We start from the raw sequence: 14,968 nt of genomic DNA, 5'->3' as shown, positions 1-14,968 counted from the left end.
TCGGACATGCGCTACCGCACGCTTGATCCGAAACTGATCATCGACACCGCCGAGCGGCTGGAAGGCCGCGTCGCCGAGCGTTTTCCCGAGGCCGGACTGCGCGGCGTCGCCGCCGAACTGGTGTCGCTGTCGCGCGATCTGACCAAGGCGGCTCGGGCGCTCGAAGCGCCGATCTGGTGGCTGCGCGGGCTCATCGTCGCCGCCGTCGTCGCCGGCGCGCTGATCTTCCTGTTCGTCGGCACCATCCTGCCGCTCATTCACATCTCCCAGTCCGATGATGCGGTGCAGTCGGTGCAAGGCATCGAAGCCACGATCAACATGATGATCCTCGCTGTGCTCGGCTTCCTGGCGTTGATCCGCACCGAGGAGCGCATCAAGCGCAAGCGGGTGTTTCGCCAGCTGCACGGCCTGCGCTCGCTGATCCATGTCATCGACATGCACCAGCTGACCAAGGATCCGGCAGCCCTCTCAGTCAATTTCAAGCCGACCTCGCACTCGCCGGCCCGCATCACCAATGCCGCCGACCTGGCGCGCTACCTCGACTATTGCTCCGAAATGCTGTCGATCACCGGCAAGATCGCGGCGCTGTTCGCGCAGTCGGTCAATGACGACGTGGTCATCGACGGCGTCAACGACGTCGAGAACCTGGCCTCCAACCTGTCGCGCAAGATCTGGCAGAAGATCACGCTGATCGACGCCCACCCGGCGGCGCAGCAACCTGCTCCGGCGCCAGCCCCGGCGACCCAGGCCGCCTCGCTTCCGCCTCGCGCACCAGCGCGGTAACCTTTTTCAGCACGGGCGCCGGCGTACCCGCCTTTTCGGCGAGGCTCAGGACAGCCCCCTGCAATTCATCGATCTCCGTCGGCCGGCCGCGCTGCAGGTCGTCCCACATTGACGAGCGGGCTTGCCGGTCGATCGCCAGCATGCGCCGCGCCAGCAGCCTGAACAGCCAGTCCGGCAGCCTGAGCACCGTCGGCAGCAACGCCGGCCGCAAGCCGGCGATCCGCGCCGGCTCGATGCCGGACGCTTTCATCGCCGTGAGCGCCTCGTCGATCTGGCCGGCCAGGATCAGCCGCCAGCGACGGTCGGCGAGTTCCGTTGCCAGCGGCAGGCCCGACAGCGCCACCAGCGCGTTGTTCAAATTCATCAGCAGCTTGCCCCACAGCACGGCCCTGATGTCGCCATGCGCTTCGACCGCAAACCCTTCGACGCCGAGAAGGTTGACCAGGCCGGCGTCGCCGTCTTCGATCATCACCTTGCCGTCGCTGGCGCGATGCACGCGCAGCGGCAGCTCGCCGTCGGGAGACTGCACCACATTGAACGGCACCATGCCGGCCAGCACCGTTCGGCCGTCGAGCCCGGTGCGCAGCCTGTCGGCATTGTCGACGCCGTTCTGCAGGCTGATCACCACCGCATCGGGGCGGGCGTGAGCCCTGATGAGGGCTGCCATATCCTGCGTCGCGCCGCTCTTGACCGTCACCAGGATCACATCCGCCTCCGGCAGGGCGACAGCCGGATCGGTGGTGACGACAAGCGCCTCCGGCTTGACCGAGCGATCGCGGCCCTGGAGGTCGCTGACCCGCAATCCGCCCAGCCGCAATGCCGCCTCGATGCGCGGCCGGGCCAGCAGGGTAACCCGGCGTCCGGCGAGCGCCAGGCAGCCGCCGGCATAGCAGCCGATGCTGCCGGCGCCGGCAACGACGATCCTTCTGTCCGCGTTTGCCATCTGTCGCTCCGCACCGGCCCGCAACTATACGACATGAAAACCATAATGTCGGCGCCATCACTGGCCCTTATGTCTGGCCGTGACAGGCCCCCCGCTTTCGATTATCGCTTTTGCCATGACGCTGCCGACCGATCCCGCCGAAAACCTTGCCGCCCTTATCCGTTGTGCTTCGGTGACGCCCGCCGAAGGCGGCGCGCTGACCGCGCTGGAGACGATGCTGAAACCGCTCGGCTTCCTGGTCGATCGGCCGGTGTTTTCCGAAGACGGCACGCCGGACATCGAGAACCTCTATGCAAGGCGTTCCGGCAACGGCCCGCATCTGATGTTCGCTGGCCATACCGATGTGGTGCCGGTCGGTGACGAAGCGGCCTGGACGCATCCGCCCTTCGCCGCCGAAATCGCCAATGGCGAGATGTACGGCCGTGGCGCCGTCGACATGAAGGGCGGCATTGCCTGCTTCATCGCCGCCGTGGCGCGCCATGTCGAAAAGAATGGCGGCCCGAAGGGGTCGGTCTCGCTGCTGATCACTGGCGACGAGGAAGGGCCGGCCATCAACGGCACGGTCAAGCTGCTTGAATGGGCGGCTTCCAGGGGCGAGAAATGGGATGCCTCGATCGTCGGCGAGCCGACCAACCCGGACGCGCTTGGCGACATGATCAAGATCGGCCGCCGCGGCTCGATGTCCGGCGCCATCACCGTCATTGGCCGTCAGGGCCATGTCGCCTATCCGCAACTTGCCGATAATCCTGTGCGCGGGCTGATGAGCCTGGTCGACGCCTTGCTGCATCCGGTTTTCGACAAGGGTACCAGGGATTTCCAGCCGACCAATCTGGAGGTCACCTCCATTGATGTCGGCAACCCGGCCACCAATGTCATTGCGGCCAAGGCGACCGCGACCTTCAACATCCGCTTCAACGACACCTGGACGGCCGAGACCGTCCAGGCGGAAATCCACAATCGCCTCGATCAGGCGGCCAAACGCAAGAAGTACCGGACCGGCAAGAAGACGCCGGTCGACTATGACCTCGTCTGGCGCGACCGGCCGAGCCATGTCTTCCTGACCCGCGACGACAAGCTGATCGAAACGCTCCGCGGCTCGATCAAGTCGGCGGTCGGCAAGGAGCCGACGCTGTCGACCTCGGGCGGCACCTCCGATGCGCGTTTCATCAAGGACTATTGCCCGGTGGTCGAGTTCGGGCTGGTCGGCAAGACCATGCACATGGTCGACGAGCGCGTCGCCATTGCCGATCTCGAAACGCTGACACAAATCTACCAGCGCTTCATCGAAGATTGGTTCGGGCAGGGATGAGCATGCTTTCGGCGGACGAAACCCAAGCTTCGTTGACCGGTGCCTGGCGGCTGATGCTCGGCAAGGCCGATGGCCTGCGCCTGCTCGACCTGTCGGCCGACGGCTTCTGGAATTCCTTTTTCGCCATCATCGTTGCCGCGCCGCCGCTGGTCGTCGGCTGGGTCGGCATCGCCAATGAGATCGGCGATCCCGACGCCTTCGCCGGGCGCTTCAGCATGCTGGTGCGCCTGGCGACGGTCGATATTGGTTCCTGGGTGCTGCCGCTGATCGCTTTGGCCCTGGTCGCGCCGCGCGCCGGTATCGGCGGCCGCTTCGTCCACTATGTCGTTGCCAGCAACTGGGCTTCGGCCATCACCGCCTGGCTGATGCTGCCCTCGGCTTTGATCAGGCTTTTCCTGTCGTCCGCAAGCCAGATATCAAGCGCCGTGTCGCTACTGCTGTTTGCCCTGTCGATGGCGCTGACCTGGCGCATGACCAACGCCACCATCGGCAAGGGTGCCGCGGTTGGCACCGCCGTTTTCGTCGGCATGTTCATCGCCTCGCTATTGGTGCTGTTCGGACTGCAGATTCTTCTCGGCATCACCGTACCGGACGATGTCGGGCCTCAGAGCCTTTCCGGGCTCGTCTCCGGATAGTCGACGCCCACCAGAAACAGCCCATCAGGCGGCGCCACCTGGCCGCAGGCGGCGCGGTCGTGCGCCTCGAGCGCCGCTTTCAGGTCGGCGACGGTCCAGCCGCCTTCGCCGACGCGCTTGAGGGAACCGACCATCGAGCGCACCTGATTGTGCAGAAACGAGCGCGCTGAAGCCTTCACCTCGATCAGGTCGCCCTGCCGGCTCACATCGAGCCGCTCCAGCGTCCTGACCGGACTGTTGGCCTGGCATTGGGTCGAACGGAAGGTGGTGAAGTCATGCCGTCCGAGCAGGACTTTTGCCGCTTCGTGCATGGCGCCGGCGTCGAGCCGTTTCGGCACCCACCATACCTTGCCCTTGTCGAGCGCTGCCGGCGCGCGGCGGTTGAGGATGCGGTAGAGATAGTGGCGGCCGGTGGCCGAGAAGCGCGCGTCGAAGTCGTCGAAGACGACCGTCGCCTTCAGGACAGCGATGCGCGCGCCGGCCGCCTGCAGATGGGCGTTGACGGCGTCACGCACCTTGTCGCCCTGCCACGCCTTGACGAGGTCGACATGCGCCACCTGGGCGGTCGCATGCACGCCGGCATCGGTGCGGCCGGCGGCACGCAACCGGACCTCTTCGCCGCAGAAGTTTTCGATCGCCTGCTCGATCGCCTGCTGCACCGAAGGCTGATCCGCCTGGTGCTGCCAGCCGGCAAACAGGCTGCCGTCATATTCGATGTCGAGGCGAAAACGCGGCATTTTAGAGCATGATTCCGAAAAGTGTGATGCGGCTTTCGGACGACATCATGCTCTATCTCTCTGAGGTAGAGGCGGATTCAGATTTCAGGTCGATTCGACCTGAAATCATCCGGCTCTAATGCATGTCGCGCAAAAGGGGGCCTCGATTTTGCGTGAACGACATGCATGAAACCAAAAACCTAAAGCGCGTCGCCGGAATCCGTTCAAACGCGACGCGCTTTAGGCCTGTTGCCGCCTACGCGGCGAGCGCCGAGCCGAAGGCCGAGGCGTAGACCAGCCTGCCGGCTTCCGGGGCGTCGCCCCAGGCCAGTGCCTGCAATGCCTCGCCTTGGTACTCGCTCTCGAACTTTTCGGCGCGTTCATGGCTGTAGCCGAAACGGCTGTAGTAAGCCGGATCGCCCAGCACAACCGCCAGCGTCTCGCCGGCATCCTTGAGGCGGATATGCGCCTCGCGGATCAGCGCACCGCCGATGCCGCTGCCATGGAACGAAGGTTCCACCGCCAGTGGCGCGAGCGCCACAGCCGCAAAGTTCTTGCCGCCGCTCTGGACGAACAGCCGCGAAAACAGGATGTGGCCGACCACCTGGCCGTCTTCTTCCGCCACCAGCTCGGTGACGGCGTCGCCGCCGGTAACCAGCGCGTCGACCAGTCCGGCCTCCGCCTGCTGGCCGAAAGCGTGCTCCTCGACGAGGCGGATGGCCTCGCGATCTCGCGGCGTCGCCGCGCGTATCGACATCATGCTCATGAGAATCTCATTCCTTTTTCGATCTTGGCCCCGCGCAGGAATTCCGACGCGGCAGCGGGCCTTCCGCCCGCCCGTTGAACTTCGACCAGACTGATCGCGCCTGCCCCGCAGGCGACCGTCAGCCGGTCATCGAGAATTCCTCCCGACTCGCCGGCGCCTTGCGACAGCGTCGAGCGAAGCAGTTTGAGCCGCTCCAGGCGGCCGCCAATTTCTATCTCGGACCAGGCACCGGGAAAGGGCGACAGGCCGCGGATGGTATTGTGGACCGCGCCCGCTGAGCGAGTCCAGTCCACGCGCGTCTCGGATTTATCGATTTTTTTGGCGTAGGTCACCCCGTCCACCGCTTGGCGAGTAAATGTCAGGGTGTTCCTTTCCAGTCGCTCCAGCGCTTCCACCATCAGTGCAGCACCGACACTCATCAACCGATCATGCAGATCGCCGGCTGTCATATCGGGTTCGATGGCGCATTTTTCAACCATTCCCACCGGACCGGTGTCCAGGCCCTCTTCCATGCGCATCACCATCATGCCGGTTTCGCTGTCCCCGGCCATGATCGCGCGTTGGATGGGCGCCGCACCCCGCCAGCGCGGCAGAAGCGAGGCATGGCCGTTGATGCAGCCAAGCCGGGGTGCCTCCAGAACCGCCTTCGGCAGCAGCAAGCCATAAGCGACGACCACGGCGACATCCGCCTGCAGGACGCGGAAAGCGGCCTGCTCGGCCCCGCCTTTGAGCGACACCGGCGTACGCGTCTCGATGCCCAGCCGCTCCGCCTCGCGCTGCACCGGCGACGGCGTCAGCTCCAGCCCGCGCCGTCCGGCGGCGCGCGGCGGCTGGGTATAGACGGCGGCAACCTCATGACCGGCCTCGGCGATGGCGCGCAATGTCGGCACCGAAAACTCCGGCGTGCCCATGAAGATGACGCGAAGGGGCATTTCCCCTATCCCACCATCTTGCCCGGCGCCTTGTCCCTGGCGAGCTTCTTGAACTTCTTCACCACCATGTCGCGCTTCAGCTTCGAGATGTGGTCGATGAACAGGACACCATTGAGGTGGTCGATCTCGTGCTGCAGGCAGGTCGCCATCAAGCCCTCGGCCTCGGTCTCCTGCAGCTTGCCGTCACGGTCGAGATATTTGACCCGGACAGTCGCAGGGCGTTCGACCTCGGCATAGTAGTCCGGGATTGACAGGCAGCCTTCCTCGTAGACGGAGCGCGTGTCGGCGCTGCTCAGGATTTCCGGGTTGATGAAGACATGCGGCGCCGGCGTCTCGTCTTCCTTGGCCAGATCGATCACCAGCATGCGCACTGGCTCGCCGATCTGGATTGCCGCGAGCCCGATGCCGGGCGCGTCATACATGGTCGCCAGCATGTCGTCGGCTAATTTGCGCAAAGGCCCGTCGACGCGCTCCACCGGCTTGGAAACCTGGCGCAGGATGGGGTCGGGAAGGATGATGAGCGGCTTGATCGGCATGGCGTTCCACCTAAGACCTCCAGCGAAAAGCGTCAACCGGTGCACCGGGCGCTCGTTCACGCTTTGATCTGTGTCAGCCGCGCGAATCGGCTATGCTGTCCACATGAATGATCTGACATCCATCCTTTCGGAGCCTGTCGCCCGGCTTGGCGCCTCCACGATCACGCTCGGCCATGCGCTGGCTTTCGGCGTGTTGCTGTTTCTTGGTCTGTTCGTGGCGCTGGTCATCGCGCTGTGGCGATCGGCCAAGGCGCGCGCCGTCGCTGCCGCCGAAGCGGCCGACCATGCCCGCGACGCCGAGGCGCGGATGGCCGGCATCCTGCAGTCCCAGGCCGAGATGCAGGGCCGCATGGGCGCCATCGCAGAAGTGTTCGGGGCGAGGCAAGCGGAGCTGACGCAGTCGATCGGCCAGCGTCTCGACGCCATGACCGGCCGCCTCGGCCAGACCATGACCGAGCAGACCAAATCCACGCATGAGAGCCTGGCCAAATTGCAGGAGCGGCTGGCGATCATCGATACCGCGCAAGGCAACATCCAGTCGCTTGCCGGCCAGGTCGTGCAATTGCAGGCGATCCTCTCCAACAAGCAGACGCGCGGCGCCTTCGGCCAGTCGCGCATGGAGGCGATCGTTGCCGACGGCCTGCCGCATGGCGCCTACGAATTCCAGGCGACACTGTCGAACGGCAGCCGGCCCGACTGTTTGGTGAAGATGCCGAACGGCGCGCCGTCGCTTGCCATAGATGCCAAATTTCCGCTCGAAGCCTGGAACGCCATCCGCGCCGCCGATGGCGCCGACCTGCAGAAGGTCGCCTCGCAGGCCTTCCGCCGCGACATCGAGATCCATGTCCGCGATATATCGGAAAAATACCTGATCCAGGGCGAGACGCAGGACACCGCCTTCATGTTCGTGCCGTCGGAATCGGTGTTCGCCGAGATCCACGAGAATTTCGAGGCCATCGTCCACAAGGCGCACCGCGCCCGCGTCGTCATCGTCTCGCCGTCGCTGCTGATGCTGTCGATCCAGGTCATCCAGGCCATCCTCAAGGACGCGCGCATGCGCGAACAGGCGCATCTGATCCAGGGCGAGGTCATCCGGCTGATGGAGGACGTTGCGCGTGTCGACGAGCGGGTGCGCAAGCTGCAGGTTCATTTCGGCCAGTCGGCCAAGGACATCGACGACATCCTCGTCTCGACGTCGAAGGTGACCAAGCGTGGCCAGAAGATCGAGGCGCTGGAGTTCGGCGCGCAGCCCGACGGCGAGGCCGGCCCGGACGCTACGCCACGGCCTCCCGCTGCGAAAGTCGAGGCTGGTGCCCGCGTTGCTGATTCGAAGACCGGGCAGCTCAGGCTGAGGGTTGTCGAAGGCGACGACTAGATCGGTTCATCGTATCAGCGAAACGCAGAACCGCTCTATCTCTTTGTTTTCACGCAATTCCCCAGGGAAAGCGCTACGCGCTTTTCCCGGGAAAACCGTTTCACACTTTTCCTCGAACTGCTCTAAACCGCCGCAGCAGCGCTACTGCTCCTCCACGGTCGTCATGCCCTGAAATTCCGGCAGCCAATGCAGCGCCGAACGGTGCCATTTCTGCTGTGTCGGGATCAGATCCTCGCGTTGCCGCGCGGTTCCCGTTCGAATTCCGTAGACCTTTGGCCCATCTCCAACCGACGTGGCATAAAGGTGCGAACCGCAGTCGGCGCAAAAGGCCTGGGCGCGCTTGGCGCCGCTCGCCCCGGTCTTGATATAGATTTTCGGCGTACCCTTGGTGATCCGGTAGTGATCCTCGGGCGCGGGAACAGTCACCCGAAAGGCCGTGCCGGTCAGTTTCTGGCAGTCCGAGCAGTGGCAGATCGAGGTCTTTTCCGGGTCGATCTCCGCCTCGTAGGTGATGGCGCCACAATGGCAGCCGCCGTCGATTTTCATCGTCGCTCCTCCAAAATTCGCCAGTCCTGGCTGGGCTCATTCTTAGCTGGGCAAAGCCGTGAGGCAACGGCGCAGCGCTAGTCCAGAACCGGATCGGATGCGGATTCGATCAGCTTGCGCCGCTGTTCCCAGGTACCCGTGGTCTGCGGCTTGACGAACAGCCGCGTGATCTCCGGCATCTCTGTCTTCAGCTGCTTCTCGATACGCTCCACACAGGCTTCGATCTCGGGCGCCGTCAGGTGATCCTCGAATTCGATGCTAAGGCCGGCGACGATCTCTTGCGGTCCCATGTGGACGGTCAGAACACCATTTGCCTTCTGCACCGCAGGATCCTGCTGGACGATCGCCAGCACCTGTCTCTGCACCTCCGGTGAGGCCGGCTCGCCGATCAGCAGGCCCTTGCTTTCGCGGGCCAGGAAAATCGCCGTCGCGCCCAGGATCAATCCGATGCCGATCGAGGCGGCGCCATCGAGTTCCGGCATCTCGAGCAATTCCGCTGCCAGAATGCCGGCGAAGGCGACGATCAGGCCGAGCAGCGCGGCACTGTCCTCGAACAGCACGGTGTAAACGCTCGGATCCTTGCTCGATTGCACGGCCTGCAGCCAGCCCTGCTTGCCCTTTTGCTTGCGGAACTCCTTCAGCGCCACCAGCCAGGAGCTGCCCTCGAACAGGAACGACAGGCCGAGAACGATGTAGTTCACCTCAGCGTTGGCGACCGGTTCAGGCGCCATGATGTGCACGACGCCCTCGTAGAAGGACACCCCGGCGCCCAGCGCGAAGACCAGAAGGGCGACGATGAAGCTCCAGAAATAGAGCTCGCGACCGTGACCGAGTGGATGCGTCCGGTCGGCCGGGCGGGCGGCGCGGTGCATGCCGTAGAGCAGCAGCCCGCCATTGCCGGTATCGACCAGCGAGTGCACGCCTTCCGACAGCATCGCCGAACTGCCGGTGAAGAACGCGGCGGCGAACTTGGTCAGCGCGATGGCGAGATTGCCGGCCAGCGCCGCGTAGATCACCCTTTTTGAGCCGCCATGCCCGGCCATGGTGTCTTCCCCGTTCAAGGCGCCCGGACTAACGGCCAGACCGCCAAAGCTCCACAGGCATCACAACGCGCGAACTGTCGGCTCGTTCAAACGGCGGTGGCTAAAGAGGTCGGTCGTTAAAGAGGGTCGGGCGGAAGACGGCGACTATTCGATGATCTCGTCGGTCCACACCTTGAAACCTGCAAGCGTGCCCGGCCCGAAAATATGGGTCAGCGGCACGTCCGCCGCGTCACGGCCGGAGGCGATCAGGATGCGGCCGATGCGCGGCGCATTGTTGCGCGGGTCGAAGACATGCCAGCGGCCGCCGAGATAGACTTCCATCCAGGCAGCGAAATCCATGCTCGACCACGGCTTTGGCGTGCCAATGTCGCTGATGTAGCCGGTGCAGTAGCGCGTTGGGATGTTGAGCGCCCGGCAGAAGGTGACCGCGAGATGCGCGAAGTCGCGGCACACGCCACTCTGTTCGCGATAAGTTTCCGCCGCGGTGCGCGTCGGCCGCGCATTGCCGTAGTTGAAGACGATATGATTGTGGACGAAATCGCAGACCGCCTGGACACGCGCAATGCCGAGCGGCGTGTGGCCGAACAGCCGCCACGCCTCGTTCGCCAGCAGGTCGCTCTCGCAAAAACGGCTGGGCAGCAGAAACAGGAGCGTGTCCGCCGGCAGGTCGCGCACCTCGTGCTGCCAGGCCATCAGGTCGCCAATCTCGAAGGTGCCGGGATCGCGGATCACCGCGTCGGTGCCGAAGGTGAAGCGCCCGGGCGGGGCGACGAACCGGTTGCACCAATTGCCGAAACTGTCGCGATAGCTTTCGATAGGCACCGGCGGATTGGTGGTCAAAAAGTCCGGCCGCTCGAGATCGGAGGCGCGGGAATAGTGGACATTCAGCATCGCGATGAGCGGCGTTTCCTGCGGAAAGTCGAAGCTCATCTCGCAGCCGATGTGGATTCGCATTGTCGTCCTGACCGGCCTGCCTGTTCATCGCCTGGCGAAAAGCCGGGCTGATGCTGCAGTGCGAAGACAACCATGGCACGGACCGGCATGGTTTACGAGCAAATTAGAAACCGGTTGAAAGCGGCCGACTGGCGGCGTCGACAGGCGCTGGCCTCTTGCAGTCGGACGTTTCTCTTGTTTCACTTCGCTTTCCACATCAGGAGGAACGAATCATGGCTAAAGGTGCGATGAAGGCAGGCAAGGAAGCCCGCAAGCCGAAAAAGGACGCCAAGAAGCCCGCAGCGGCGCCGGCCCTGAAGGCGCCGCCGGTCAAGGCGATGAAGCTCAAGGACAAGTAGGTCTGGTCAATCCGCTTCGGGATGGATTGCGACCGGCGACGTTGTTGCCGGTCGTTGTTGATCGAGCGCTCGAAATTCCTATATTGGCGTGGCGGGGACGACCTCGCTCCTTCCCCGAAAATCCGGCCGGGACGACCCGCCATTGTTGATTGAGCATCGGATTCCGAAAATCGAATTCGGCCCGATGCTCCGATGGAGCGTTGTCGATGTCGTGGATTCTTCTGTTCTTTGCCGGCCTGTTCGAGATCGGCTGGGCAATCGGCCTCAAATACACCGATGGTTTCTCGAAACTGGTGCCGACCGTGCTGACCGTCGCCTCGATGATCGTCAGCCTCGCCCTGCTCGGCCTGGCGCTGAAGACGCTGCCAGTCGGTACTGCCTATGCGGTGTGGACCGGCATCGGCACCGTCGGTACGGCGCTGCTCGGCATCTGGCTGCTCGGCGAGCCAGCCACCGCGATCAGGCTGGCCTGCATCGCGCTCATCGTCTGCGGCATCATGGGACTTAAGTTCGCCGCCTGATCATACCGCCAAAGCGCGTCGCATTTGCACGATGCGCTTCAGGTTTTTGTTTTTGTGCATGTCGTCCTCCCAAAACCGGGGCCACTTTTGGGCGACATGCATTGGACAAACACATTCAGGGCCGCTGCAAGGCGACCCTGATTCTCGAAGCGGATGCTTCGTAGCTGGAGGCTAGCGGGCGGAGAAGCCTGGAGGCGTCCTGCCCGTGCGCTGCTTGCGCGCCGCATAGCGTGCGTCGCGCTTGGCCTTGCGTTCAGCTTCGTCGGCCAGCAAACGGGCAATGCGCTCGTTTTCTTCGGCTTCCCGAATCTTGGCATCAGCCTGTGCCGCCTCTTCGGCCGCGATGCGTGCCGCTTCGGCTGCTGCCTCGCGCTCGGCCTTCTCGACCGCCTCGCGTGCCAGCTTTTCCTGCTTCAGCCTGGCCTTTTCAGCCTCACGTATCTGGCGAGCCTCGAGGATCGCCTTGCGCTCGGCCTGTCGTGCCTGCACCGCAGGATCGTCTGCCGCCGGCTTTGACTTGAAGCGCTCCAGAAGCGCCTTCTTTGCCTCGTTCGCGGCATTGCGCCGCTCGAAAATGTCTTTTTCCCTGTAGATAGCCAAGTCCACTTCCCTGAAGTCAATTCGCGACGCTTACATACGCGCGAATGCCGAGAGTTCAAGCGCCAAAACGGCATGCCAGCCATGAAATTCCGGGTTGTTGCAGTCGGGAGACGCCTTTTCGGGCGAAACCGACATGCACTGTTCACCGTCCGCCCCTCTGGCGGCGCGGCTACCGCGTCGCTACCTCTAGAGCGGTTCAGCGAAACGGTGAACTGCTCTTTCTCTCTGTTTTGACGCAATTCCGGACCGAAAACCGTTTCACACTTTTCCTGGAATTGCTCTAGCCGGAAAACCCAACACCAGGATGACATTCGAATGGAACTCGGTCTCTACACCTTCGCCGACGTCAGCCCGCAGCCGGGCCCGGGCGCCATTGGCCCGCATGAGCGGCTGCGCAACCTGATCGAGGAGGTCGAACTGGCCGACCAGGTCGGCCTCGACGTCTTCGGTCTCGGCGAGCATCACCGGCCCGATTATGCCGCCTCGGCACCGGTCGTGGCCCTGGCCGCTGCCGCCGAGCACACGAAGCGCATCAAGCTGACCAGCGCGGTCACCGTCCTGTCCTCCGACGATCCGGTGCGCGTCTTCCAGCAATTCGCCACGCTCGATCTTCTGTCGGGCGGCCGTGCCGAAATCATGGCCGGCCGCGGCTCGTTCATCGAATCCTTCCCGCTGTTCGGCTACAATCTCGAGGACTATGACGAGTTGTTCGCCGAAAAGCTCGACCTGCTGCTTGCCATCCGTGACAGCGTAGAGGTCACCTGGGCCGGCAATCTGCGGGCGCCGATCAACGATCGCGGCGTCTATCCGAGGCCGTTCCAGGACAGGCTGCCGGTCTGGATCGCCATCGGCGGTACGCCGCAATCGGCTGCACGTGCCGGTGCGCTCGGCCTGCCGCTGGCGCTGGCCATCATTGGCGGCGAGCCGGCGCGCTTCGCGCCGCTGTTCGATCTCTACCGTGAGGCCGCCAAGCGCGCCGGCAGCGATCCGGCGGGCCTCGCAACCAGCATCAACGTGCACGGCTTCATTGCCGAGACCACCGAGCAGGCGGCCGATGATTTCTACGGTCCGCAGGCCGAAGTGATGAACCGCATTGGGCGCGAGCGCGGCTGGGGTCCGACATCGCGGGAGCATTTCGACCAGTCGCGTGGTCCCAATGGCGCCCTGTTCGTCGGCAATCCGGAGCAGGTGGCCGAAAAGATCGTCGCCCAGCACAGGATCTTCGGCAATGACCGCTTCCTGCTGCAGATGGCGATCGGCACCATGCCGCATGCCAAGATCATGAAGGCGATCGAACTCTACGGCACCAGGGTGGCGCCGATCGTGCGCAAGGAAACCGCGAAGTCCGCGCCGGCACTGGCAGCGCCCGTCTAGGCCAGCGGCAGGTCCGCAGCCCGTCGGTTGCACGCTACCGGTTACCAGGCGGCCGCCATCATCTCGGCATGATGGATCTCCGTCGCCTCGTCCGCCGGGAACATGCACTCGATACGCAGTTCCTGAGCGGCAACGGTTTGCGGCGTGCCCACCGTGGTGACCATCGAAAAGTAGTTGAGGACCCGGTCTTCCCTGATGAAACCCAATGGAATGGCAGGCATGAAACCGATCGCCACGGGGTTCTTCCAGTCACTTTTCACGTCCGGATAGGCGAGCAGTTCTGCCAGCAAGGCCTTGGTCTTCTCGTCGACGACACGGCCGATGGATTCGCGATAGACACGTTCGAACAAACTCCTCGCCACATCCTGCCAATTGGCGATGAACGGACGCATGCCCTGAGGATCGAACATCAGGTGCAGCATGTTGCGCGGTCCCTGGCGAGCGGCGATGTCGATGAAACAGCCGAAGAAGCGCGGCGTGGCTTCGTTGGTCATGAGCACGTTCCAGTATCGATCCATGACCACGGCGGGAAACGGCTCGTGCTGCCGCAACATGCGCCGCAAGGCATTGGTCACGCTCTTCATCTCGGCGGAGTCCCACTCGCTCTCGGAAAACATCGGCGCATAGCCTGCCGCCAGCAGCAATGTGTTGCGGTCGCGCAAGGGGATATCGAGCGCCTGGGCGATGGCCATCAAGGTCTGGCGGTTGGGAACGCTGCGGCCGCTTTCGACGAAGCTGATCTGCTTTTGCGAAATGCCCGTATCGAGCGATAGGTCGAGCTGGCTGCTGCCACGCAGATCACGCCAGTGGCGCAGGAGCACGCCCAGGTTCGGCATCATGTTGGTCGTGAGTTTCGCCGATTTCATGGATCATATCCTCGCAACCACCCGCACCATACACGGCGCATATGCCCCGACTGCGCATGGATGGCGCGCCAACCAATCCATGCGCTGCCGATTGGCTCAGGCCGCCGCGGACCACGCCTGGGGCTGGAGGCGTTCCTCGATCGGCGTGCCGGCCATGTTGGTGGTGGTTGCCGCCACGGTGGAAATGCCGACACCGGTCACCACTTCCAGGATCTGGGCCTTCGAATAGCCCGCCGAAGTGAACGCATCGATGTCCGCATCGCTCACGTTTCCTCTGGTCTCGATCAGCGCTTTCGTCAGCGCCGAGAGTGCCGCATATTTCGGGTCTCTCGGCAACCGGCCATCACGGATCGCCTTGACTTCGCTTTCGGCAATCCCGTCTTCGATGGCGAAGGTCGAATGCGCGGCAACGGTCCAGGGGCATTTGATCGTGACCGCGTTGGTAAGCAGCAGGACCTGCTTTTCGATTTCGTCGAAGCTGCCGCCGTGAAAACTGCCGAAGATGCCGACGAATCCGTTGAGAAGAACCGGATTGTTCGCCATCGTCGCCAGCGCATTCGGAAGGAAGCCAAATCTCTCTTCCAGCGCCTTCAGCGCAGGCTTGGATTTTTCCGGCGCCGACTCGATCGTCTGAAGGTTGAATCTCTGCATTTCTAACGTCCTCTTCCAAGATCAGTTTCTGATTGCACGCAAACCTTCGCGTTGCGCCATGGCAGTGTTGGGTCATTGTT

The 14,968-nt window shown here is 63.6% G+C and carries 18 protein-coding genes; 7 read left to right on the top strand and 11 right to left on the bottom strand.

What is annotated here, in order from left to right; translation table 11 throughout:
* The first annotated feature begins 6 nt into the window (after positions 1–6).
* Entirely contained in the window at positions 7–783 is a 777-nt protein-coding gene (locus ACFSOZ_RS32785) for a hypothetical protein (RefSeq protein WP_379105036.1), read from the top strand.
* Here the strand turns inward: ACFSOZ_RS32785 and ACFSOZ_RS32780 are convergent.
* The gene (locus tag ACFSOZ_RS32780; protein ID WP_379105035.1) at positions 683–1,726 is read right to left on the bottom strand and encodes a 2-dehydropantoate 2-reductase; all 1,044 of its coding nucleotides are present in this window, start codon (positions 1,724–1,726) and stop codon (positions 683–685) included. The genes ACFSOZ_RS32785 and ACFSOZ_RS32780 overlap by 101 nt on opposite strands.
* A 115-nt stretch (positions 1,727–1,841) precedes the next feature.
* Between ACFSOZ_RS32780 and dapE the strand changes: the two genes are divergently transcribed.
* A complete protein-coding gene (gene dapE / locus ACFSOZ_RS32775; protein WP_379105034.1) occupies positions 1,842–3,035 on the top strand; it encodes a succinyl-diaminopimelate desuccinylase in 1,194 nt (397 codons plus the stop codon).
* Between the two features lie 2 nt (positions 3,036–3,037).
* Entirely contained in the window at positions 3,038–3,670 is a 633-nt protein-coding gene (locus ACFSOZ_RS32770) for a transporter (protein WP_379105033.1), read from the top strand.
* Here ACFSOZ_RS32770 and truA read toward each other — a convergent pair.
* From truA to def, 4 genes are all read right to left on the bottom strand, one after another.
* Positions 3,640–4,407, bottom strand: a complete 768-nt coding sequence (truA, locus tag ACFSOZ_RS32765) for a tRNA pseudouridine(38-40) synthase TruA (protein ID WP_379105032.1) — start codon at positions 4,405–4,407, stop codon at positions 3,640–3,642. The two genes, ACFSOZ_RS32770 and truA, sit on opposite strands and share 31 nt — an antisense overlap.
* A gap of 235 nt (positions 4,408–4,642) precedes the next feature.
* A complete protein-coding gene (locus tag ACFSOZ_RS32760; RefSeq protein ID WP_379105031.1) occupies positions 4,643–5,152 on the bottom strand; it encodes a GNAT family N-acetyltransferase in 510 nt (169 codons plus the stop codon).
* A complete protein-coding gene (gene fmt / locus ACFSOZ_RS32755) occupies positions 5,149–6,084 on the bottom strand; it encodes a methionyl-tRNA formyltransferase (RefSeq protein ID WP_379105030.1) in 936 nt (311 codons plus the stop codon). Before fmt ends, ACFSOZ_RS32760 begins: the two co-directional genes overlap by 4 nt.
* 5 nt (positions 6,085–6,089) lie before the next feature.
* Positions 6,090–6,620, bottom strand: a complete 531-nt coding sequence (gene def, locus ACFSOZ_RS32750) for a peptide deformylase (RefSeq protein ID WP_379105028.1) — start codon at positions 6,618–6,620, stop codon at positions 6,090–6,092.
* Between the two features lie 103 nt (positions 6,621–6,723).
* On the opposite strand from def, the gene ACFSOZ_RS32745 reads away from it, so the two are divergent.
* Positions 6,724–7,995 carry a DNA recombination protein RmuC gene (locus ACFSOZ_RS32745; protein ID WP_379105027.1) on the top strand — a complete coding sequence of 424 codons (1,272 nt, stop codon included), beginning with the start codon at positions 6,724–6,726 and terminating at the stop codon, positions 7,993–7,995.
* 141 nt (positions 7,996–8,136) lie between these two features.
* On the opposite strand, the gene ACFSOZ_RS32740 is transcribed toward ACFSOZ_RS32745, so the two are convergent.
* The 3 genes from ACFSOZ_RS32740 to ACFSOZ_RS32730 all read right to left on the bottom strand — a co-directional run bounded on the left by ACFSOZ_RS32740 (position 8,137) and on the right by ACFSOZ_RS32730 (position 10,538).
* Positions 8,137–8,541, bottom strand: coding sequence for a GFA family protein (locus ACFSOZ_RS32740; protein WP_379105026.1), 405 nt, complete (start codon positions 8,539–8,541; stop codon positions 8,137–8,139).
* A gap of 77 nt (positions 8,542–8,618) precedes the next feature.
* A complete protein-coding gene (locus ACFSOZ_RS32735; protein ID WP_379105024.1) occupies positions 8,619–9,584 on the bottom strand; it encodes a cation diffusion facilitator family transporter in 966 nt (321 codons plus the stop codon).
* Positions 9,585–9,728: 144 nt separating this feature from the next.
* Positions 9,729–10,538, bottom strand: a complete 810-nt coding sequence (locus ACFSOZ_RS32730; protein ID WP_379105022.1) for a transglutaminase-like domain-containing protein — start codon at positions 10,536–10,538, stop codon at positions 9,729–9,731.
* A 212-nt stretch (positions 10,539–10,750) separates the two neighbouring features.
* Here ACFSOZ_RS32730 and ACFSOZ_RS32725 point away from each other — a divergent pair, with 212 nt between their 5' ends.
* Both ACFSOZ_RS32725 and sugE read left to right on the top strand, forming a co-directional pair.
* On the top strand, positions 10,751–10,876 hold the full coding sequence (locus tag ACFSOZ_RS32725; protein WP_258591069.1) for a hypothetical protein: 126 nt from the start codon (positions 10,751–10,753) through the stop codon (positions 10,874–10,876).
* Positions 10,877–11,082: 206 nt separating this feature from the next.
* Positions 11,083–11,397, top strand: a complete 315-nt coding sequence (sugE, locus tag ACFSOZ_RS32720) for a quaternary ammonium compound efflux SMR transporter SugE (RefSeq protein WP_379019390.1) — start codon at positions 11,083–11,085, stop codon at positions 11,395–11,397.
* 171 nt (positions 11,398–11,568) lie between these two features.
* On the opposite strand, the gene ACFSOZ_RS32715 is transcribed toward sugE, so the two are convergent.
* The gene (locus tag ACFSOZ_RS32715) at positions 11,569–11,997 is read right to left on the bottom strand and encodes a DUF6481 family protein (protein WP_379105020.1); all 429 of its coding nucleotides are present in this window, start codon (positions 11,995–11,997) and stop codon (positions 11,569–11,571) included.
* Positions 11,998–12,312: 315 nt separating this feature from the next.
* Here ACFSOZ_RS32715 and ACFSOZ_RS32710 point away from each other — a divergent pair, with 315 nt between their 5' ends.
* Positions 12,313–13,371: an LLM class flavin-dependent oxidoreductase gene (locus ACFSOZ_RS32710; RefSeq protein ID WP_379105018.1), complete on the top strand. Its 1,059-nt coding sequence runs from the start codon at positions 12,313–12,315 to the stop codon at positions 13,369–13,371.
* 41 nt (positions 13,372–13,412) lie between these two features.
* Here the strand turns inward: ACFSOZ_RS32710 and ACFSOZ_RS32705 are convergent, their stop codons facing one another.
* Both ACFSOZ_RS32705 and ACFSOZ_RS32700 read right to left on the bottom strand, forming a co-directional pair.
* Complete coding sequence (locus ACFSOZ_RS32705; RefSeq protein ID WP_379105016.1) at positions 13,413–14,237, bottom strand: helix-turn-helix domain-containing protein; 825 nt, start codon at positions 14,235–14,237, stop codon at positions 13,413–13,415.
* A 96-nt stretch (positions 14,238–14,333) separates the two neighbouring features.
* Positions 14,334–14,888, bottom strand: coding sequence for a carboxymuconolactone decarboxylase family protein (locus ACFSOZ_RS32700; protein WP_379105014.1), 555 nt, complete (start codon positions 14,886–14,888; stop codon positions 14,334–14,336).
* Between the last annotated feature and the right edge of the window lie 80 nt (positions 14,889–14,968).

The sequence above is a fragment of the Mesorhizobium newzealandense genome (assembly GCF_042682145.1).
Lineage (GTDB): Bacteria > Pseudomonadota > Alphaproteobacteria > Rhizobiales > Rhizobiaceae > Mesorhizobium > Mesorhizobium newzealandense.
This window is presented reverse-complemented; position numbering and strand designations above follow the sequence as displayed.